20 protein-coding genes are annotated in these 21672 nt (G+C 36.8%); 6 read left to right on the top strand and 14 right to left on the bottom strand.

The features are described from left to right. Positions 1-6: 6 nt before the first annotated feature. Positions 7-450 carry a PH domain-containing protein gene (locus tag GEZ89_RS00920; RefSeq protein ID WP_153224652.1) on the top strand — a complete coding sequence of 148 codons (444 nt, stop codon included), beginning with the start codon at positions 7-9 and terminating at the stop codon, positions 448-450. Between the two features lie 96 nt (positions 451-546). Next, complete coding sequence (gene cysK, locus GEZ89_RS00915; protein WP_153224651.1) at positions 547-1473, top strand: cysteine synthase A; 927 nt, start codon at positions 547-549, stop codon at positions 1471-1473. 122 nt (positions 1474-1595) lie between these two features. Here cysK and tsf read toward each other — a convergent pair whose 3' ends face one another. The 12 genes from tsf to yfmF all read right to left on the bottom strand — a co-directional run bounded on the left by tsf (position 1596) and on the right by yfmF (position 12888). Next, positions 1596-2636 (bottom strand): translation elongation factor Ts, encoded by a 1041-nt coding sequence (tsf, locus tag GEZ89_RS00910; RefSeq protein WP_000808094.1) that lies wholly within the window; start codon positions 2634-2636, stop codon positions 1596-1598. A gap of 79 nt (positions 2637-2715) precedes the next feature. Continuing rightward, complete coding sequence (gene rpsB / locus GEZ89_RS00905) at positions 2716-3498, bottom strand: 30S ribosomal protein S2 (protein WP_000268462.1); 783 nt, start codon at positions 3496-3498, stop codon at positions 2716-2718. Positions 3499-3871: 373 nt separating this feature from the next. Continuing rightward, positions 3872-5077, bottom strand: a complete 1206-nt coding sequence (gene pcsB, locus GEZ89_RS00900; RefSeq protein ID WP_153224650.1) for a peptidoglycan hydrolase PcsB — start codon at positions 5075-5077, stop codon at positions 3872-3874. Between the two features lie 91 nt (positions 5078-5168). Then, positions 5169-5663 (bottom strand): rod shape-determining protein MreD, encoded by a 495-nt coding sequence (gene mreD, locus GEZ89_RS00895; RefSeq protein ID WP_153224649.1) that lies wholly within the window; start codon positions 5661-5663, stop codon positions 5169-5171. Next, positions 5660-6481, bottom strand: coding sequence for a rod shape-determining protein MreC (mreC, locus tag GEZ89_RS00890; RefSeq protein ID WP_153224648.1), 822 nt, complete (start codon positions 6479-6481; stop codon positions 5660-5662). The genes mreD and mreC overlap by 4 nt, the downstream gene beginning before the upstream one ends. 21 nt (positions 6482-6502) lie before the next feature. Beyond that, positions 6503-7297 (bottom strand): energy-coupling factor transporter transmembrane component T family protein, encoded by a 795-nt coding sequence (locus GEZ89_RS00885; protein WP_153224647.1) that lies wholly within the window; start codon positions 7295-7297, stop codon positions 6503-6505. Then, on the bottom strand, positions 7290-8129 hold the full coding sequence (locus GEZ89_RS00880) for an energy-coupling factor transporter ATPase (protein ID WP_153224646.1): 840 nt from the start codon (positions 8127-8129) through the stop codon (positions 7290-7292). The genes GEZ89_RS00885 and GEZ89_RS00880 overlap by 8 nt, the downstream gene beginning before the upstream one ends. Continuing rightward, the gene (locus tag GEZ89_RS00875; RefSeq protein WP_153224645.1) at positions 8114-8941 is read right to left on the bottom strand and encodes an energy-coupling factor ABC transporter ATP-binding protein; all 828 of its coding nucleotides are present in this window, start codon (positions 8939-8941) and stop codon (positions 8114-8116) included. Before GEZ89_RS00875 ends, GEZ89_RS00880 begins: the two co-directional genes overlap by 16 nt. Before the next feature lie 2 nt (positions 8942-8943). After that, positions 8944-9483 (bottom strand): CDP-diacylglycerol--glycerol-3-phosphate 3-phosphatidyltransferase, encoded by a 540-nt coding sequence (pgsA, locus tag GEZ89_RS00870; RefSeq protein WP_153224644.1) that lies wholly within the window; start codon positions 9481-9483, stop codon positions 8944-8946. 12 nt (positions 9484-9495) lie between these two features. Continuing rightward, positions 9496-10320 (bottom strand): cytoskeleton protein RodZ, encoded by an 825-nt coding sequence (gene rodZ / locus GEZ89_RS00865; RefSeq protein WP_153224643.1) that lies wholly within the window; start codon positions 10318-10320, stop codon positions 9496-9498. 37 nt (positions 10321-10357) lie between these two features. Then, positions 10358-11641 (bottom strand): EF-P 5-aminopentanol modification-associated protein YfmH, encoded by a 1284-nt coding sequence (gene yfmH / locus GEZ89_RS00860; protein WP_153224642.1) that lies wholly within the window; start codon positions 11639-11641, stop codon positions 10358-10360. Then, positions 11638-12888 carry an EF-P 5-aminopentanol modification-associated protein YfmF gene (gene yfmF / locus GEZ89_RS00855; protein ID WP_153224641.1) on the bottom strand — a complete coding sequence of 417 codons (1251 nt, stop codon included), beginning with the start codon at positions 12886-12888 and terminating at the stop codon, positions 11638-11640. Before yfmF ends, yfmH begins: the two co-directional genes overlap by 4 nt. 161 nt (positions 12889-13049) lie before the next feature. Between yfmF and yaaA the strand changes: the two genes are divergently transcribed. Then, positions 13050-13418: a S4 domain-containing protein YaaA gene (gene yaaA, locus GEZ89_RS00850; RefSeq protein ID WP_153224640.1), complete on the top strand. Its 369-nt coding sequence runs from the start codon at positions 13050-13052 to the stop codon at positions 13416-13418. A 2-nt stretch (positions 13419-13420) separates the two neighbouring features. After that, the gene (recF, locus tag GEZ89_RS00845) at positions 13421-14512 is read left to right on the top strand and encodes a DNA replication/repair protein RecF (RefSeq protein WP_153224639.1); all 1092 of its coding nucleotides are present in this window, start codon (positions 13421-13423) and stop codon (positions 14510-14512) included. 52 nt (positions 14513-14564) lie between these two features. On the opposite strand, the gene guaB is transcribed toward recF, so the two are convergent. Both guaB and trpS read right to left on the bottom strand, forming a co-directional pair. Further along, positions 14565-16043, bottom strand: a complete 1479-nt coding sequence (gene guaB, locus GEZ89_RS00840) for an IMP dehydrogenase (protein WP_153224638.1) — start codon at positions 16041-16043, stop codon at positions 14565-14567. Between the two features lie 162 nt (positions 16044-16205). Further along, complete coding sequence (trpS, locus tag GEZ89_RS00835; RefSeq protein ID WP_153224637.1) at positions 16206-17231, bottom strand: tryptophan--tRNA ligase; 1026 nt, start codon at positions 17229-17231, stop codon at positions 16206-16208. A 205-nt stretch (positions 17232-17436) separates the two neighbouring features. Here trpS and GEZ89_RS00830 point away from each other — a divergent pair, with 205 nt between their 5' ends. Further along, positions 17437-19059: an ATP-binding cassette domain-containing protein gene (locus GEZ89_RS00830; protein ID WP_000958799.1), complete on the top strand. Its 1623-nt coding sequence runs from the start codon at positions 17437-17439 to the stop codon at positions 19057-19059. 61 nt (positions 19060-19120) lie between these two features. Continuing rightward, complete coding sequence (locus GEZ89_RS00825) at positions 19121-21670, top strand: YfhO family protein (RefSeq protein WP_153224636.1); 2550 nt, start codon at positions 19121-19123, stop codon at positions 21668-21670. Positions 21671-21672 lie beyond the last annotated feature (2 nt).

Raw genomic sequence — 21672 nt, 5'->3', positions numbered from 1 at the left:
TATCATATGGCTTTTGGAAGATTAATTCAGGGACTCGCTGGAAACTTCAGTGAGCAAAGTAAAGAAACTCTTACCAAGGAGTTTGGACAATATTTATTAGAAAATGAAGAAATTCAAAGCGGATATAAACTCATTCGTGACTCAATTATCTTTACAAATATCCGAATCATCTTTACAGATAAACAAGGGGCAACCGGACGGAAGATGTCTATCAAATCAATTTTCCTCATGAACATTGTCAATGTTGAAATGGAAACTGCTGGACTTGGGATTGATGATAGTGAGATTACGATTACTTATTTAGAAAATGCCTTTTTAAAATCTCACAATGAGCATTTTAATTCTCACAAATTTGAATTTCCAAAGAAAACTGATATTGTACCTCTTTACACCTATCTATTTGACTTAGCTTATCATAATCGTTTGAATATGAATGGTTTGAATCATTGATATAAAAAAATCCTATCACTCCGATAGGATTTCTATATTTTACAAAAGTTAAAGTTAGCGTTATACTAGTAGCATCTTATATAAAGAGGTGCTAATATGGCAATTTATAACAATATCACAGAACTCATCGGTAGAACACCGATTGTTAAATTGAATAACATTGTACCAGAAGGTGCAGCAGATGTTTATGTAAAACTTGAAGCTTTTAACCCAGGATCGTCAGTTAAGGACCGTATCGCCCTAAGCATGATTGAAAAAGCAGAACAAGAAGGTAAATTGAAACCTGGTTCTACCATTGTAGAAGCAACTAGTGGGAACACTGGTATTGGTCTCTCATGGGTTGGTGCCGCTAAAGGTTACAAAGTTGTTATCGTTATGCCTGAAACAATGAGCGTGGAACGTCGTAAAATTATCCAAGCTTATGGAGCTGAACTAGTCCTCACTCCTGGTAGCGAAGGAATGAAAGGTGCGATTGCAAAAGCGCAGGAAATTGCTGCTGAGCGTGATGGTTTCCTACCATTACAGTTTAATAACCAAGCTAACCCAGAGGTTCACGAAAGAACAACAGGAGCTGAAATTCTAGCTGATTTCGGAGCTGATGGTTTAGACGCCTTTGTTGCCGGTGTTGGTACTGGAGGAACTATTTCTGGTGTTTCTCATGCTCTTAAAACTGCTAACTCAAACATTCAAGTTTTTGCTGTTGAGGCAGACGAGTCAGCTATCTTGTCTGGTGAAAAGCCAGGTCCTCACAAAATTCAAGGTATTTCTGCTGGATTCATTCCAGATACACTTGATACAAAAGCTTACGATGGTATCGTTCGTGTAACATCAGATAACGCTCTTGCACTTGGCCGTGAAATCGGTGGAAAAGAAGGATTCTTAGTCGGTATTTCTTCTGCAGCAGCTATCTATGCAGCAATTGAAGTCGCTAAAAAACTTGGAGCAGGTAAAAAAGTCCTTGCGCTTGCACCAGATAACGGAGAACGTTACCTATCTACAGCACTCTATGAATTCGAAGTATAGTCTCCTAAATACACTAAGCCCTTGTATAGGGCTTTTTGTTTACCGTTTAAAATAAAAAAAGGATTCCTATGAATCCCCTCTAACAAAAGAAAAGGAAGCAAATTAGCTTCCTTACTTTTTTATTAGTTATTCAAGGCTGCTGCCATTGTAGCTGCAACTTCTGCTTCAAAGTCGTTTGCAGCTTTTTCGATACCTTCACCAACTTCAAAGCGAGCGAACTCAACTACTGAAGCGTTAACTGATTCAAGGTAAGCTTCAACTGTCTTGCTGTCATCCATGATGTAAACTTGTGCAAGAAGTGTGTATGCTTGGTCAACTTTAGTGTTGTCAAGCAAGAAACGATCCATTTTACCTGGGATGATTTTATCCCAGATTTTTTCTGGTTTGCCTTCTGCAGCCAACTCAGCTTTAATATCAGCTTCAGCTTGAGCAATCACTTCATCAGTCAATTGAGCTTTTGATCCATATTTCAAGTGTGGAAGAGCTGGTTTACCAACCATAGCACGGCTTTCGTTATCTTGGTCGATAACGTGGTTCAATTGTGCCAACTCATCTTTAACAAATTGCTCATCCAATTCTTTGTATGAAAGAACTGTTGGTTTCATAGCAGCGATGTGCATTGAAATTTGTTTAGCAAGTGCTTCGTCTCCACCTTCGATTACAGAGATAACACCGATACGTCCACCGTTGTGTTGGTATGCTCCGAAGTGTTGTGCATCTGTTTTTTCAATCAAAGCAAAGCGACGGAATGAGATTTTTTCTCCGATAGTTGCTGTTGCAGACACATAAGCCGCTTCAAGAGTTTCACCTGAAGGCATTGTCAAAGCAAGAGCTTCTTCGTTGTTAGCTGGTTTTCCTTCTGCAATCGCTTTAGCTGTTGCGTTTACCAACTCAACAAATTGAGCGTTTTTCGCAACGAAGTCAGTTTCAGCATTTACTTCAACAACTGCTGCAACGTTACCGTCAACATAAACACCAGTCAAACCTTCTGCAGCAACACGGTCAGCTTTCTTAGCTGCTTTTGCCATACCTTTTTCGCGAAGCAATTCGATCGCTTTTTCGATATCGCCTTCAACTTCAACCAATGCTTTTTTAGCGTCCATAACACCAGCACCAGATTTTTCACGCAACTCTTTAACAAGTTTAGCTGTAATTTCTGCCATTTTGATTCTCCTATATTTTTTAAAAATAGGAGAGCCGGGCTAAGCCCCGCCCTCCTAGGTAATTACTATTTATTATGAATTAAGCGTTGTCGCCTTCTACAACTTCAACGATTTCTTCGATTGAGTCTGCTTGAGCTTCTGAAGCTGCAAATTCTGCTTCAACTGCTGCAACAGCATCTTCACCTTGGCGACCTTCGATGATAGCGTCTGCCAATTTAGCTGTGATCAACTTAACTGCGCGGATAGCGTCATCGTTAGCTGGGATGATTACATCGATATCGTCTGGATCAGTGTTTGTGTCAACCATCGCTACAACTGGGATTCCCAATTTTTTAGCTTCTTTAACAGCGATTTGCTCTTTATGTGGGTCAACTACGTACATTACATCTGGAATACGAGGCATATCTTCGATACCACCCAAGAATTTTTCAAGACGTGCACGTTGTTTGTTAAGAAGTGCAACTTCTTTCTTAGGAAGAACTTCAAAAGTTCCATCTTCTTCCATACGTTTGATTTCTTTCAAACGAGCGATACGTTTTTGGATTGTTCCCCAGTTAGTAAGAGTTCCACCCAACCAACGGTGGTTGATGAAATATTGACCTGAACGTACTGCTTCTTCAGCAACTGCGTCAGCAGCTTGTTTCTTAGTACCAACAAACAATACAACTGCATCATTAGCTGCAGCATCACGCATGAAGTCGTATGCTTGGTCAGCGTATTTTACAGTTTGTTGTAAGTCGATAACGTGGATTCCGTTACGCTCAGTGAAGATGTACTTAGCCATCTTAGGGTTCCAGCGACGAGTTTGGTGACCAAAGTGTACACCAGCCTCAAGAAGTTGTTTCATTGAAATTACTGCCATGAGTATTTCTCCTTTTTGTTTTTTTCCTCTTCTTGATTTCAGCTTGCAAAACGACCTGAAGGCAACAGCTTCACAATTCATCAAGAATGAGTATTATCGTTTACACGACAAGTTACATTGTATCATAGTTGAGCCTTTTTTTCAAGTAATTTTGCTAGTTTTTCAATGAAAACTCAAACGTCTCACACTAACTTCTACCATAGTGGAACTGACTCTGACACGGAATTCCACTGTTTTTTGCAATTTTTATCAGATTAACTTCCACTCGTACTAGCGGTGGAACTTAGTTTGGGTATTTAGCGAAAACTCAAACTTGGGATTTCACCATCTTATAAATAAGAAAAGAGACCCAATCTGAGTCTCAATTTTTTCATTAGTTTGGATAGATGTAAGTAACATAACCTTCAGAAGTTGTAGTTGGGTTGAACCATCCACGTTTGTTACCAATTGTACGATCTCCACCGTAGTTAGATTCAGATACCTGAATACTTGATGATGATGAAACAGCTGTAACAACCGCTACATGTCCATATCCTCCATCATTCCAACATGCAATCGCACCAACTTGTGGTTGAGAACCAGTACGGAATCCTGCTGCAGCTGCACTTGTTGCCCACTGCGCTCCGTTACCCCAGTAATCTCCAGCCCAAGGTGCCAATGTTTTAGCTCCCCAAGTACATTCACCAGTTGGATAACTTGAAGCATTTGTACTATATGTTGGACGTGATGTTGTACGAGTAGCTACAGGTGTGTAGCTTGAATCATCATCTGATGATGAAGAACTTGAAGTTGCTTGCACTTGTGCAGCAAAGCTTGTATTTGCTGATGCTGCAACTGATTGTTGTTGACTTGCTTGTCTAGCTTTATAAGCTGCTTCTGCCTCTGCTGCCGCTTTAGCTTCTGCCTCTGCTGCTGCTTTTTGCTCCAACAAGCTAGTTTTTTCATTTTCTGCTGTAGCTTTTTCAGCTGCAAGATTTAACTCAGCTACTTTCAATTCTGCTTGTTTTGTTGTCAAAGCTTGAGCATCGTCAGCAAGTGTTTGTTGGTTAGCAATGACTGTATTGATTGCTTCGTTGTTTGCAACTTGTTTTTCAGAGATAGCTTTCTTATCTTCTTTTTGTTGCTGCAACATTTTATTGTTTGCTGATACGATTTCACTCATAGCTGCTACACGAGAAATAGCTTCTGTGATTGAGTCAGAGTTAATAATCGTATTGATGTAGCTTGTAGCAGTTCCGTTCGTTTGTGCACTACGAGCTTGGTTTTCAAGCGATGCATTACGAGCTACAATATTTTTTGAAAGCTCTGCGATTTCACCTTCAAGTTTTTTAGATTCTTCTTGAAGTTTTTCGTTTTCAGATTGTAATTTTTCTTGCTCTGATTGAATAGCTGAAACTTTAGTTTGAATTTCGTCTACTTGTTTTTGAGCTTCTTTCTGTTGAGCTGTCAAGTTACTAATTTTACTATCTTGAGCAGCAATTTTTTCATCTGTTGTATTTGCTTTAACACTTGAAAGAACAGCTCCTTGTGAGACCAATACTGTACTTAACAAAAGTGATGCTAGGATTTTTTTCTTCATAAGTGTGAATACTCCTTCTTTTAAGACAATACTAGTATATCAAAAAAAGGCCTAATAAATATTACGCCTTTATTACAGTTTTGTTTCTTTCTTATAGATATATTTTTTCAAAAATAAACTGGAAAACTAACATCCATAGACAGTTTAATATCATTGATGGAACTAGACCATAAACGATAAAGACTGTTATACTTTCAGCAGTTAGGCCAATCATTTGCGCTAGAAGAAAACTACCAAACTCAAAAGAGAAAGTCATCATTAAAATAGCTAATAGTCTAGTCCATCTATTTGATAAAATGATCGCATTATTTTTATAAATGATTGCACCAATAATCACAAAAAGAAGACTAGCAATCCCTACTAAATGGAAAAAATAAATATCGTATATAAGACCAATAAATAAGCAATAAACTAAAAATAGATACTCCGATACTTCAATAGTCTCAAACAACAAGAAGATGAAGATAAAATGACTCACAATTTGAAAATGTGGAAAAAAACTATTTACAAATTGCCCTAAATGACTGTCTATTAAGACAACTATAGGCAAGAGTAAAAACATCCCTATCTGCTTCAACAGTCTCATGATGGGTTCCCCACTAACTCTACAACTTTAGTATTCATTGAATCAGACTGAAGTTTGACTAGCACCTCTCTTGTCAGATAGTCATTGCTATGCGTCACAGATTCGACCTCACCTACTGGAATGTCAGTAGCATTAAAATTACCAAGACCACCAGTTACTACCTTGTCTCCTTGACTGATATCACTACTACTATTTAACTGGCTTATTTTAAGCAAGTCTTTTTCTTTGTCGTACCCAATGATAATGCCATATATACTAGTAGAACCGTGTTGGATTTTAACGGATATTTTCTCTGTATTTTCTGCGTTGGTTAGTAAGTTGACCACAGTAGAGTTATCTTCAATCTTTCCCACGCTTCCAATCAGTCCTCCACCAGCAATCACAAGCATATTACTGGTCACACCTTGTTGAGAACCTGCATCAATTGTCAACTCTTGTTTCCAGGTTGCAGGAGTTCTCATGATGACGTCAGAAGCAATTAACTTGGTTGCATTCAATTTTGACTTCATATCCAATAACTGACGCAGTTGCTCATTTTCTTCCTTCAGACTGTCTGCTTCATTCATTTCCTTCTTCATCTGATAGAGTTCTTTTTTGAGAGTTTCATTCTCGTTATAGGTTCTGGTCAAACGACCTAAATCAGATTTTACGGAAGAAAGCCATTGAAAAGGCTTTTGCACTATTCTATCGACTAATGAAATGCCATCTCCAGCTTTTGTTACAACTGCACTTGATTGTGTTGTCACTAAAAAAACGGATACTACTAATACAACGACAAATAGAACAATGATATATTTTGATTTTTTAAAACGGTTCATACCTCTACCTTATATTACATTCTAAGATTTTAGCAAAAATAGAATTGCACCCAATACACAAACAAATAATAGCGCTATACTGTCTCTGTTCATCCAATTTAACTGTCGATACTGACTGCGTCCATTCCCACCTTGATACCCCCTAGCTTCCATGGCTGTAGCAAGAGAATCCGCTCTTTTCAAACTGGTAGCGAACAAAGGAATCAAAATAGGAATCATAGCCTTAACCTTTTGAATTACATTTCCTTCTCCAAAATCTACACCACGCGCCTTTTGAGCATTCATAATGCGAATCGTATCATCCATCAAGGTTGGTACAAATCGCAAACTCATAGACAACATGAGCCCAATCTCATGAACTGGAACCTTAAATCTTTTTAAAGGTCCAAGCAAGGATTCAACCGCTGTTGCCAAGCTCAATGGCATGGTTGTCAAAGTAAGCAAGGTTGAGAAAAAGATAATCAACACAAAACGACAAAAAATAATTCCTGCCTGCTCAATACCATAGCTTGTAATTTTTATAAATCCCATCTCGAACAAGACTTGACCACCAGAGATAAAGAACAGTTGAAAAAGGGTTGTAAAAGCAATCAGAAAAAACATAGATCGCAAACCTTTTATAAAAAAAGATAAGGGAACTTCTGATAAAATGACAAATATGCCTGTTGCAATGAAGAGTATGAGATTTGTAATTGGATTATTGGCCCAAAAAGTGATGATGATCAATAAAATCATTGCTACTAACTTACTACGAGGATCTAGACGATGAATAATCGAATTTCCTGGTATGTATCGACCTAAAATCATATTATCCATTGATAAACTCCTTAAACTCCTCTATCGTTATCGGCAATTGTTCGAAAGAAATTCCTCTGTCAACTAGCCTTTGAGCAAATCGTGTGATTTTAGGAACACCCAATTGGATTTTTTCCATAAATTCGACATTTTGAAAGACAAGACTTGGCTTCCCACCCTTAACTAGTTTCCCTTTTTCCATCACATAAACTTGGTCAGCAAATTCGGCCACATCATCCATAAGGTGGGTTACTAGAACAATTGTTATGCCATCTTGATGAAGCTTTTTAAACAAGGCCATCAACTCTTTCCGACCAATTGGATCTAAACCAGCTGTTGGCTCGTCTAAGACCAAAATGCTAGGCTCCATCGCCAAAATTCCAGCAATAGCAACCCGTCTCATTTGTCCCCCTGAAAGTTCAAATGGACTTCGTTCAAAGAGTGATTCATCGATTCCTACTAAAGCTAGTTTTTCACGCGCAATAGCTTCTGCCTCTTCTACAGAAACTCCAAAATTTTGAGGGCCAAAAGCCACATCTTTTAAGACAGTCTCCTCAAAAATTTGATTCTCTGCAAACTGAAATACCAACCCAACTTGTTTACGAATTTGACGAATTTGCTTATTGACGGATGTTGATGTAATCAATGTATCAAAGACACGAACACTTCCCTTTGTAGGAACCAACAAACCATTCAAGAGTTGAAGGATTGTAGACTTTCCGCTTCCTGTATGCCCAATAATCGCAGTATAAGAGCCATCCTCTATTGACAAACTGACATCTGACAAGGCAGCTGAAGCAAAGGGTGTTCCTTCCTGATACGTATAACTAACATTGTCTAGAATAATTCCCATAAAGCCTCCTCAAGCTCCTCCTCGGTCAGATAGTGCTCTGGTAATTTTAAGCCATTATCACGCAGTGATTGTTTTAATTGGTTGACAAAGGGTTGATCTAAGCCAATTTGATCTAAATCTGACCTAGAAAATAATTCTCTAGGAGTGCTTGTTGACTCGACTTTCCCTTTTTTCATTACTAAAACACGGTCACTCATAGCAAGCTCATCTAAATCATGCGTAATGGAGATAACTGTTATCTGGTGGTCTTGGCGAATTTTCTGGACTATCTTAATCAATTCTAATCGTCCCTCAGGGTCCAACATACTTGTAGCCTCATCCAAGATTAAAATATCTGGTCGCAGAGCAACAACTCCTGCAATAGCTACCCTCTGCTTCTGACCTCCTGACAAGCGAGCTGGTTCCTTTTTAGCAAATTCAGCCATCCCAACCAATGATAAAGCCTCAGAAACACGTTTCTTCATCTCTTCAAGTGGGATTCCTTGATTTTCCAGTCCAAAAGCAACGTCGTCTTCAACAGTTGCTCCTACGAATTGGTTATCAGGATTTTGAAAGACCATACCAATCTTACGTCTTTTTTCCCAGACATTTTCTGGAGTTAGGCAATCACCGTCTATCCAAATTTCTCCAGATTCAGCCTCGAGCAAACCATCAATCAAGCGAACTGTCGTTGATTTTCCACTACCATTATGACCAACGATTGACAACCATTCTCCACGTTTCACGTGAAACGAAATGTTATGAACATCATAATGTTCTTGATCTGCCTGATATCGAAAAGACAGGTCTTTTATCTCAATAATCGATTCCATATCTAACGAAAGGTTCCTTTAAACAAATATGCGCTTCCCTTGAAATAATCATAACCAGAATAAACTGTGAAGAACAAGGCAATATAAAGAGTTATCTGACCAAGCACATTCCAGTGAAGTAGCAAGAATATAATCGCAAACATCTGACTAAATGTCTTGATTTTTCCAGGCATAGCAGCAGCTAGAACAGTACCTCCTGTTTCAACTAAGAGCAAGCGTAAACCGGTGACAGCAAGTTCACGACAAATAATTATTGCTACCACCCAAGCTGGTGCCATCTTTAGACCAACCAACATGATAAAGGCTGACATGACCAATAATTTATCAGCCATTGGATCTGCAAACTTTCCGAAATTACTAACCACTTGCCATTTTCTAGCTAAATAACCATCTAGATAGTCAGTGATACTGGCAATAGCAAAAATAACTGCTGCTATTTTATGTAACACAGGAGATGGTCCAACTGATAGAAGAATAATAAAAATCGGAATAAATAAAATTCTACCAATCGTAAGCATATTAGGAATATTCTCTTTTTTCATGTTATCCTTCCTTTAGTTTGAACTTAATGTTAGAGTAATCCAACCAGTTTGACCAGTTAATTTTGAAGTGTAAATTTCCTTATTATCAATTTTCACTGACACTCCTTTAACAACACCTAATGTGATAGTTACTGGAGAACCTTTAGAAATCGTTGTTTTAGCTGTTTTATTATTAGGTTCGAGAGTCACTCCACCAGCCAAATCCGTATCCGAAACACTAATCCAGCTTGTTGTATCTGTTACAGATAATTGAAGATCCGCAGAATCTTTAGATGTCTTATATTCCACTGACAAAGTATCTCCCTGACCTGAAACAGTCAAAGTAGTTGCCTCACTCGAACTTGATGAACTAGTAGCTTGACTACTACTTGATGCTACACTACTAGAGCTACTTGTTGAACTCACAACACTATAAGTTGCCGCAGAAGACGCAGTTGGTTGGGTTTGAATATAATTCCACACATAGTAGGTTACAAAAATTAAAATTGATAAAGAAAAAAGAACAAAGTAAAAAAGCGGGAGAAATGAATTCTTTTTGCGATTTGAACGTCTACGTCCTGAAAGCTCAATCTCATCAACATCTACCTCTTCATAAGTAATCATACTACCCGAATCATAGGCATCTAGAACAATATGTTCATCTAATTCAACAGCCCAAGCATACTTTCTCAAAAATGAACGAGCATAAAAAGTACTCGGTAGTTTGTCAAAATCATCTGACTCCATTGCCTCCAACAAATCCAGCTGAATATCTGTCTTTCTGTGCAATTCCTCTAAGCTCAGTCCTTGGTTAATTCTTGCAAGACGTAAGACCTCACCAATTGTTTTTTTTCTCATACTTAACATTCCTTCTTTCTAGTGTATTTTCTAGCGATTATATCAGGAAAATTGTACAATCAACCATATCGCTATTATCTATCAAATCATGTCCAGCCTCTAGAACATCTTCTAAAGTAATTTCCTGCAAAAGTTTAGGAAGGTCAAACAGGGTAGGTCCTGTATCGGTTGGATGATACTGAGTGGCAATGTATTCTAGGGAATCCATACTATGAAGAAATTCTCCATACATCTCAGTTTTTACAATATCCAAGTGATCCTCAGTTACATCCTCATCTTTCATAAAATTGCGAATAGCTTTACGAAATTGATGAGAAAGTGCCACAGGTTCCTTTGTATCCATTGTTAATATCACAAAATGGAAACGAGGATCAACTTCTATTTCTAAAGACAGGGAAGCATCCAGTTTACCTGTCTCATATAATTTTTGAAATCTTTGTGAAGTCCAACCAAACATCATTGTAAACAACAATTTCAATAAAAGATGATAACGATACTGATCTCGATTTCCGATATCTTCATTTCCTCTAATACCGATCGCTAATTTTGGAGAAGCCACGTCCATCCGTAAACTTTCAGTAGTCTTTACAGGATGTAAAGGTATTTGTTCTCTCTTAAACTCATGTTTTTTTTCTTGAGGATGAGATTTCTTAGCAAAATAATCTTCAAGCAGTTCAAAATCAAAATTCCCCACTAAAAAGATATTACTATTGACAGGTCTGTAAAACTCTTTAAAGTTCTTTTTCAAATCCTCCAGACAAATAGCATCAATAGAGTTTTCACTACCAACAATATCTGAAGCTAAAGGACTTTCTGGATAGAGATTTGCCAAAGTCTTGAAAAATAGACAAGAATCCGGATCATCCTGATACATTTCTCTTTCCTGTTGAATGATATTCTTTTCTCGTTCCACAGATTCTTCCGTTACATTGAAGGTAGTGACAAGTTCCTCTAGCAAATCTAAACACTCTAGAACATTTTCAGAAGTCGAGAAAAGATAGCTAGTGTTCGTAAAGCCCGTAAAGGCATTACTTTCAGCACCCAACTCTGTAAAAGCTGCCATAACATCTCCAGAATCTTCTCTTTCAAAAAGCTTATGTTCTAAGAAATGAGCGATTCCTTGTGGATATTGTTGTAAGTCCTTATCATCTACTGTAAACCTTGTGTCAACAGAACCGACTTGGACACTTACAACGCCATAAACCTCGTTAAAGTCCTTTTTAGGTAGTAAAGTAACTGTCAAACCATTTTCTAATCTAGTTTGATACAAAGTTTCTTTTACAGCAGGATAATATTTCTTTTGAAAAGTAGGTCTGGTCATTCTGCTCCTTCCATAAAATAAATAGCCTGCAACTTAAAACTGTTTGCTGCTTCACAAATTGCTTCTCTATCAACTTGTTCAAGCTTATCGATTAAAATTTTTGTGTCAAGATTCGCCTTCCCAAAAAAAGTTGAGAGATAATATTTATCGACAATAGAATCTTGATTATCCTGAGCTAGTAGTAAGGATCGACGAATCATTTGTTTGGTCTGATCAATCTCCTTATCTGTAAACTTGCCATTTTTTATGTCAAGCAACTGATGATTCATCAATTTTCTTACTTTGTTTCGATTTTGCCGATCAATTCCAGCAAACAATCGTAAAAATCCACTAAAGAGATCCAAATGACTTGATACCGTATAGGCCAGTCCTTCTTTTTCTCGCACTTGGGTAAATAGTTTCGAATGAGGAAAGGCTCCTAACAGACCATTGACAAGAAGCACTGCCATCTGTTCTTCATCACCATATACTACTGAACTATGGTAGCCCATCTCTAAAACAGACTGTCCTAATCTCTTTCTAACAATACCTTCTCTAAGAACATTAGAATAGGGTTGCTGATATTGAATGTTTACAGCTAATTTACGACCTGTTAAAGGAAATTTATGTAAAAACTCTAAAACTTCAATTTCATTAAAATCCCCTAAGAAGAAAATATCTATTTGGTCTTCTTTTAGCATTTTTTGATAGCTTGAAAAACATGTTTCTGGAGTCTCTTCTGAAATTCTAGAAATCAAATCTTTAGGAACTAGCTGCATTGATTCTTCTTGGAAAAACAATTGATCTAACTCTTTATGTGCAAAGAAGAATGGGTCTTCCAATTCTGATTCTAGCCTTGATAAGATCTGTTTTTTCTCGATGTCAAAAGCATTTTTCTCAAATTCATCCTCATCTGACAATGGTGTAAAAAGAACCTGGTGCAGTAATTCTAAAATTTGAGAAGTTAATACATTTTTCTTACTTAAAAATTCATCACGCACATAGGAAATACTCAAATCCACAAGATGACTTTGTCCTCTTCGATAGGCGTGCGCTGACAAATCAGTTCCATACAAGGTTGCTAAACGTTTTCGAAACAGTTGTGCAGTTGGATAACTTTGGTTGGCAGTTTCAAGCATACTGGCACTTAACATGCGACTTGAAATTGAATCCAAAGACAATGGAGCTGTGAAACGCACAGTAATTTTATTAGTTTTAAATTTTTTTGATTGGATAAAATGCACTGCAATTCCAGGTACTAACTCCATCGCTTACCTCCTTCTACATAGAGTTCTATTATACCATGAAAAGAGAAATTTTTCTTGTTCTCTTTACCCCTTTTAGAATTAAAATCGCTTTCATTTCTAACGAATTTACCTCTGCCATTTCAAGGTAAAATATGGTATAATACCAAAGATTGAGGTGAACTATGGAATACAAATTATTTGAAGAATTTATCACTCTCCAAGCTCTCTTGAAAGAACTTGGTATTATACACAGTGGCGGAGCTATTAAATCCTTTTTAGCTGAGCATCATGTCTACTTTAATGGGGAATTAGAAAATCGTCGTGGGAAAAAAGTAAGAATCGGAGACTCTATCGACATTCCTGACATGAAAATCCAAATCATTCTGACGCAACCGAGCTTAGAAGAACAGGAAGAATATGTCAAAGAAAAACTTGAGAAAGAACGTGTGGCTAAACTTGTTAAAGAAATGAATAAGACGGCCAAAAAAAATCCAACAAAAAAGACCCAGAAAGCTGAAACAAAAACTGCACCACGTTTCCCAGGTAGATAAGTATGTGGCTAAAAAACTTATCCATCAAGCAATTTAGAAACTATCAGGATACTGAGATTGAATTTAATCCTAAATTGAATGTATTTGTTGGTCGAAATGCACAAGGAAAAACCAATCTTCTGGAAAGTATTTACTTTTTAGCTTTAACTAGAAGTCATCGGACAAAGACAGACAAGAATTTAATTCAATTTGAAAAAGAACAACTTCAAGTTTCTGGAATTCTTCAAAAACGAACGGCTACTGTTCCACTTGAGATTGACTTAACACCAAAAGGTCGGATTACTAAAGTCAATCACTTAAAGCAAGCTCGGCTATCTGACTATATTGGACACATGAATGTTGTCCTATTTGCACCCGAAGATTTACAACTTGTCAAAGGAGCACCAGCTATCCGACGTAAGTTTATAGATATGGAACTGGGACAGATTAAACCAATTTACTTGTCAGACTTGTCAAGCTACAATCATGTGCTTAAACAAAGAAATACCTACTTAAAGTCAGCAAATCATATCGACGAGACATTTTTATCTGTTCTCGATGAACAGCTGGTCGACTACGGTTGTCGAGTGATGATTCACAGAGCAGAATTTATCAAAAAAATGGAGTCTTTTGGTCGTAAAAAGCACTTTGATATCTCAGACCAATTGGAAGAGTTGTCAATACGTTATCAACCATCTGTAAACTTTACTGACAAGGAACACCTAGCAGAATCTTTCTATGCAGCTCTTCAAAAAAGTAGAGCAAGAGATTTATCTAAAAAGAATACTGGAGTTGGTCCTCATCGAGATGATATGATTTTCTTAATCAACGGTATAGAAGCAAGTTTTGGCAGTCAAGGACAGCATCGTAGTCTTGTCCTCTCTATCAAACTAGCTGAAATTGAGTTGATGGAGAGTATTACCAAGGAAGCGCCTATTCTTTTACTTGACGATGTTATGAGTGAACTTGACAATAATCGTCAACTAAAATTATTAGAGACTATATCTCAAAACATTCAAACCTTTATTACTACAACTAGTTTAGAGCATCTTCAGAACTTACCTGATAATCTCAGTGTATTTACAGTAAAAGATGGTCAATTGTCTGTAAACTAAGATTTACAATATTGTAAACAAAAAAATCTCCTGTCAAACAGGAGATTTTTTATTACATTGAGTAGTTTGGTGCTTCATTTGTGATTTGCACATCGTGTGGATGGCTTTCTTTTAGACCAGCACCAGACATTTCGATAAATTGAGCATTGTCATGCAATTCTTTAAGGTTAGCAGCACCACAGTAACCCATACCAGAACGGATACCACCAATCATTTGGAAGACAATATCAGCTGCTGCTCCTTTATAAGCAACACGCCCTTCAATTCCTTCTGGAACAAGTTTATTTGCTTCATTGACAGAACCTTGGAAGTAACGGTCGCTTGAACCTTTTTTCATCGCAGCGATTGAACCCATACCACGGTAAGTCTTGAACTTACGTCCTTGGAAGATTTCAGTTTCACCTGGAGCTTCATCTGTTCCCGCGAACATTGAACCAAGCATTACTGCATTTCCACCAGCAGCAAGAGCTTTAACAATATCTCCAGAATACTTGATTCCACCGTCGGCAATGATTGTTTTGCCATATTCACGAGCAACTGCCGCTGCATCATAGATAGCTGTAACTTGTGGAACTCCGACACCTGCGATAACACGAGTTGTACAGATTGAACCTGGCCCAATACCAACTTTAACAACGTCAACTCCTGCGTCATAAAGGGCACGCGCACCTTCAGCAGTAGCGATATTTCCGGCAATCAGTGTACGGTCTGGGAAATGCGCACGGATTTCAGCGATTTTACGAAGAACACCCGCTGAGTGTCCGTGTGCTGTATCGATGACAATGGCATCAGCCCCTGCTTCAAAGAGTGCTTCTGCACGTTCAAATGTATCAGAAGTAACACCTACCGCACCAGCAACAAGAAGGCGACCAAATTCATCTTTTGCAGCATTTGGAAATTCAATTACTTTTTCAATATCTTTGATTGTGATCAAGCCAGAAAGACGACCTTTTTCATCAACCAGTGGAAGTTTTTCAATACGGTGTTCTTGAAGAATGCTCTCAGCAGTTTTTAAGTCTGTACCAACTGGAGCAGTAACCAAGTTTTCACTGGTCATGTGTTTTGAAATTGGTTGGTTGTAGTCAGAAATAAAGCGAAGATCTCGATTGGTCAATATACCAATTAACTTACGATTTTCAAGAGTTTCAACCACTGGAACACCACTGATACGGTAACGTCCCATGAGTTCATCTGCTTCTGCAATTGTATGCTCTGGAGTCAAGAAGAATGGATCAATGATAACACCATTTTCAGAACGTTTTACCTTACGAACTTCATCTGCCTGCTGTTCAATAGACATATTTTTATGGATAACACCAAGACCACCTGCACGCGCAATAGCAATAGCCATTTGGCTTTCTGTTACAGTATCCATGGCTGCTGTAATAATTGGGATATTTAAAGTCAAATTATCTGCCAATTTTGTTGTTAAATCCGCATCATTAGGCAATACATGACTCTCTGCTGGAATAAGCAATACATCATCAAAGGTAAAACCTTTTTTCAAAAATTTAGTGTCCCAATTAGACATTGAAGTTTCCTCTTTTCTTTCTTTTTGAGCTTGACGCTTTTTGTATTGTATCTATCATACCATTCTATGAAAATTTGTCAATTATATTGATAATAGATAATATAAAAAAACTATCCCTTTAATTTTAAAGAAGAGATAGTTTTAGAGTTCGTATTTTATCGATTAATGAAAGTAATTTAGCCCCATTGCTGATTTTACTTCTGATAGCGTTTGACCAGCAACTTCTCGAGCTTTTTCACTACCTTTTTGAAGCATATTATACACTTCACCCATATCTTTAGCATATTCTAGGCGACGTTCACGGATTGGACCAAGTTCACGGTCTAGGATTTCAAGTAGATACCGTTTTGTCTTAACATCACCTAGACCTCCACGTTGATAATGCTCTTTCATGTCAGCAATTTCTTGAGCATCTTCAGGACGTCCGAATACGTCTAAGTAATGGAAAACCATATTTCCTTCAATCTTACCTGGATCCTCAACACGAATGTGATCTGGATCTGTATACATACTCATTACTTTCTTACGCAAAGTATCTGCATCATCTGACAAGTAGATACCATTATTAAGCGATTTAGACATTTTGGCATTTCCATCAAGACCAGGTAAGCGACCTGCTCCTTCATTTTCAGGATAGATCCCTTCTGGCTCTACTAAAACATCACAGTTATAGGCATGGTTGAAAGAACGCACAATTTCACGTGTTTGTTCAATCATCGGCTTTTGATCATTCCCTACTGGAACCAAGTTAGCCTTAAATGCTGTAATATCTGCTGCTTGCGCAACTGGATAAACTAAAAATCCAGTTGGTATACTTTCTCCAAAGCCTTTCTGAGCAATTTCTGTCTTGACTGTTGGATTTCGTTCCAAACGAGCCAAAGACACTAGATTCATGTAATACATAGACAACTCTGCCAACTCTGGAATCTGACTTTGGATGAAAATCGTTGATTTGTTAGGATCCAATCCCACTGCAAGATAGTCCAAAGCAACATTCCCAATAGACTCTACAATAGTTTGTGGATCTTTTGCATGGTCAGTTAAAGCTTGCTGGTCAGCCAAAAAAACAAACATGTCATATTTATCTTCTTGCTGTAATAAGACACGATTTTTTAAGCTACCAACGTAGTGCCCAATATGTAATTTCCCCGTTGGACGATCTCCTGTTAAAATAATGGGTTTATTCATCTTATTCTCCTTTGATATGGTCCTTTCAATTATAGCATTTTTTTGATAAAAAGACAGGTAATTTTTTTATCAAATAATTACGATTTCAACTCCTCAACTGTAAACTATCTGTAAACTTAATTTACAAATAATTGACAGATAAAAATTTGAATATTTGCTGATTTTCTAGTAGAATTAGAGTATTACATATAATAGGAGAAAAAAATTGCTAACAGTATCTGATGTTTCACTACGTTTTAGTGATCGCAAACTTTTTGATGAGGTCAACATCAAATTTACAGAAGGAAACACATATGGTTTAATTGGTGCTAACGGTGCAGGTAAATCAACATTTTTAAAAATCTTAGCTGGGGATATTGAACCTACAACTGGTCATGTTTCTCTTGGACCTGATGAACGTCTTTCTGTGCTTCGTCAAAATCACTTTGACTATGAGGATGAACGTGTTATTGATGTTGTTATCATGGGTAATGAAAAACTATACAACATCATGAAAGAAAAAGATGCTATCTATATGAAAGCAGACTTTACTGATGAAGATGGAGTTCGTGCAGCTGAGCTTGAAGGAGAATTTGCTGAACTAGGTGGTTGGGAAGCTGAGAGTGAAGCTTCACAACTCTTGCAAAACTTGAATATCCCTGAAGATCTTCATTACCAAAATATGAGTGAACTCGCAAATGGAGACAAAGTGAAAGTACTCCTTGCTAAAGCTCTATTTGGTAAACCAGATGTACTTCTTCTAGACGAGCCGACCAACGGTCTTGATATCCAATCTATTACTTGGTTAGAAGATTTCTTGATTGACTTTGATAACACCGTTATTGTCGTATCCCATGACCGTCACTTCTTGAACAAAGTATGTACTCACATGGCCGACCTTGACTTTGGAAAAATCAAACTCTATGTCGGAAACTACGACTTCTGGAAAGAATCTTCTGAGCTTGCTGCTAAATTGCTAGCAGACCGTAATGCTAAAGCAGAAGAAAAAATTAAGCAATTACAAGAATTCGTTGCTCGTTTCTCTGCTAATGCTTCTAAATCAAGACAAGCAACATCACGTAAGAAAATGCTTGATAAGATTGAACTTGAAGAAATTGTGCCATCTAGTCGTAAATATCCATTTATCAACTTTAAAGCTGAACGTGAAATCGGAAACGATCTCTTGACAGTAGAAAATCTATCTGTCAAGATTGATGGTGAAACTATTCTTGACAACATCAGCTTTATCTTGCGTCCAGGTGACAAGACAGCTCTTATCGGACAAAACGATATCCAAACAACTGCATTGATTCGTGCGATCATGGGTGATATCGACTATGAAGGAACTGTCAAGTGGGGAGTTACAACTAGTCGCTCTTACTTACCAAAAGACAATTCAGCTGATTTTGCTGGGAGTGAATCTATCCTTGACTGGCTCCGTCAATTTGCAAGTAAAGAAGAAGATGACAATACCTTCTTGCGTGGTTTCCTTGGTCGTATGCTCTTCTCTGGAGATGAGGTTAACAAACCTGTAAACGTCTTGTCAGGAGGAGAAAAGGTGCGCGTGATGCTATCGAAACTCATGCTTTTGAAATCAAATGTTCTAGTACTTGACGATCCTACTAATCACTTAGATTTGGAATCTATTTCAAGTTTGAACGATGGATTGAAAAACTTCAAAGAATCTATCATTTTCGCCAGTCATGACCATGAATTCATTCAAACATTGGCTAACCACATTATTGTCCTATCTAAAAACGGTGTAATCGACCGTATCGATGAAACCTATGATGAATTCTTAGAAAATGCTGAAGTACAAGCAAAAGTCAAAGAACTTTGGAAAGACTAAATAATACTTTAAAACTCAGTTGGATTAACCAACTGAGTTTTCTAACATTCTATGAGGTAACATGAAAACATTTTTCAGAAACTATTGGACCTATCTTATTTCTTTCATTATTCCCCTAGTAATTATATTCGGAGTCTATCTTTCTCAAGGTATCTACTGGAATAGTGATACTTCACCTTTATTGGGGGATGGATTTCATCAATATGTTATTTTTGATCTAAATCTTCGTAATATTTTACATGGGAGTGATAGCCTATTTTATACTTTTACCAGCGGTCTAGGTCTCAATTTTTATGCCTTGTCCAGTTATTACCTTGGTAGTTTTCTATCTCCTCTTGTTTATTTTTTTGATGTATCAAGCATGCCAGATGCAGTTTATTTGTCAACCTTGTTGAAATTTGGCTTGATAGGTCTGTCAACCTTTTTTAGCTTGAGTAAAATATTCAAAAATATATCTGCCCTACTTCGATTAGCTCTATCTACCTCATATGCATTAATGAGCTTTACAGTTAGTCAAGTAGAGATTAAGACCTGGTTGGATGTTTTTATTTTAATCCCCTTAATTTTAACTGGTTTACATCTACTCATAACGGAAAAAAAACGTATTCTATACTTTACAAGCTTGTCAATCTTATTTATCCAAAACTACTATTTTGGTTATATGACTGCCCTGTTTTTGGTAGTTTGGTATTTTTGCCAACTTTCCTGGGATTTTAAAAGTCGCAAGTATTCTTTCCTTGATTTTTTCCTAACATCCTTACTCGCTGGTTTAATAAGTTTCATCATGACACTCCCAACCTTGTTTGATTTAAGAACTCATGGTGAAAAACTAACCGCTATTACAAAAATAAAAACAGATGCCAGTTGGTATCTAGATCTATTCGCTAAACAATTTATTGGTGCTTTCGATACAACTAAATATGGTTCTATCCCAATGATTTTTGTAGGCCTCCTTCCTTTTATCTTAACAATTGTATTCTTTACATTAAAATCAATTAAGTTTCACGTGAAACTATGCTATGCAACTCTACTCATTCTCATCATTGCTAGTTTTTATCTAGAAGCCTTAGATTTATTTTGGCAAGGAATGCACGCACCAAATATGTTTCTTCATCGCTATGCTTGGATTTTCTCTACTCTCTTGATTTATATTTCAGCAGAAGTTTTAAATAGATTTAAGGATATTAAATTATGGAATATTTTATTCTCAATGACCTTCCTTTTATTTGGCTATCTGGCAACCATTTATTTTAAAAATCATTATTCATTTCTAACTAAATTAAATATACTCTTAACGCTTGAATTCTTAGTGGTATACTTACTGTTACTATTGGCACTTATTAAAAAAATGATTTCTCTAAAAATCTTTTCAATTCTTATTTTGATCTTTACAATAAGTGAAATTAGTTTTAATGCTTCATCTCAACTAAATGGAATTACGAAAGAATGGGGATTTGCTTCTCGTAGTACTTATGATAAAGATATTCCAAGTATGGAAGCTATTTTGGAGTATACCAAACAGCAACCAGATACATTTACACGAACTGAAAAGTTACAAACTCAAACTGGAAACGATAGCATGAAATTTAACTACAATGGCATCTCACAATTTTCATCTGTTCGTAATCGTTCTGCAAGTACAACGTTAGATAAGTTGGGTTTTAAATCTTCAGGTACCAACCTTAATCTTCGTTATGCAAATAATACTATCATTGCAGATAGTTTATTTGGAATCAGCTACAATATTTCTGAAACCTATCCAGATAAATATGGTTTTCATCCAAGCTATCAAAAAGATAATCTAACCCTTTATAAAAATCAATTCGCTCTCCCAATTGCTTTTGCTACACAGTCTCTTTACAAAGATGTCACTTTTAATGACCATACTCTTGATAACCAAACTCAATTTTTAAATCAAATTGCTGGCTTAAATGAAGAGTACTTTTATCCGATAAATCATCATACAGACTCTGGTGACAACGTGGTCAATCTAAACGGAACTGATACTGAAGATGCAACTATCAGCTACAGCATTGAAGTACCAGATAATAGTCAGGTTTACCTTTCCATGACCAAGATAAATTTTTCAAACGATAAGAAAAAGCAAGTTGACATCATTGTCAATGGTGAAAAAAAATCCTTTACCACAGATAATGTTTTTACATTTTTTAATCTTGGATATGCAGAACATAAACAAACTTTTGATATCCAAGTTAAGTTTCCAGGAAATGCTCAAGTATCATTTGAATCTCCAACTTTCTATCGCTTAGATACTAAGAAATATACGGAGGCTATACACAAAATAAAAGAAAATCCAGTAGAGGTGAGCTCTTATAAAAATAAGGTCACTGTAAATTATAAGGTAAAGAATGATACATCAATCTTTTTCACAATTCCATACGATCAAGGATGGTCTGCTTATCAAAATGGTAAAAAATTACAAATTGAACAGGCACAAACTGGATTTATGAAAATTGATGTTCCTGAAGGTGAAGGAACTATTACCCTTTCCTTTATTCCAAAAGGATTTGTTGCTGGTGCAAGTTGTTCTCTTATAGCCATTATTGTCTTTATTTTTTATGATATTCAAAGAAAAAAATATTCTAGATAAAA

It is taken from the genome of Streptococcus mitis (genome assembly GCF_009496285.1).
In the GTDB taxonomy this organism is placed as follows: Bacteria; Bacillota; Bacilli; order Lactobacillales; family Streptococcaceae; genus Streptococcus; species Streptococcus mitis_BP.
The sequence above is the reverse complement of the archived record's forward strand: the minus strand, read 5'-3'. Positions and strand labels throughout refer to the sequence as shown.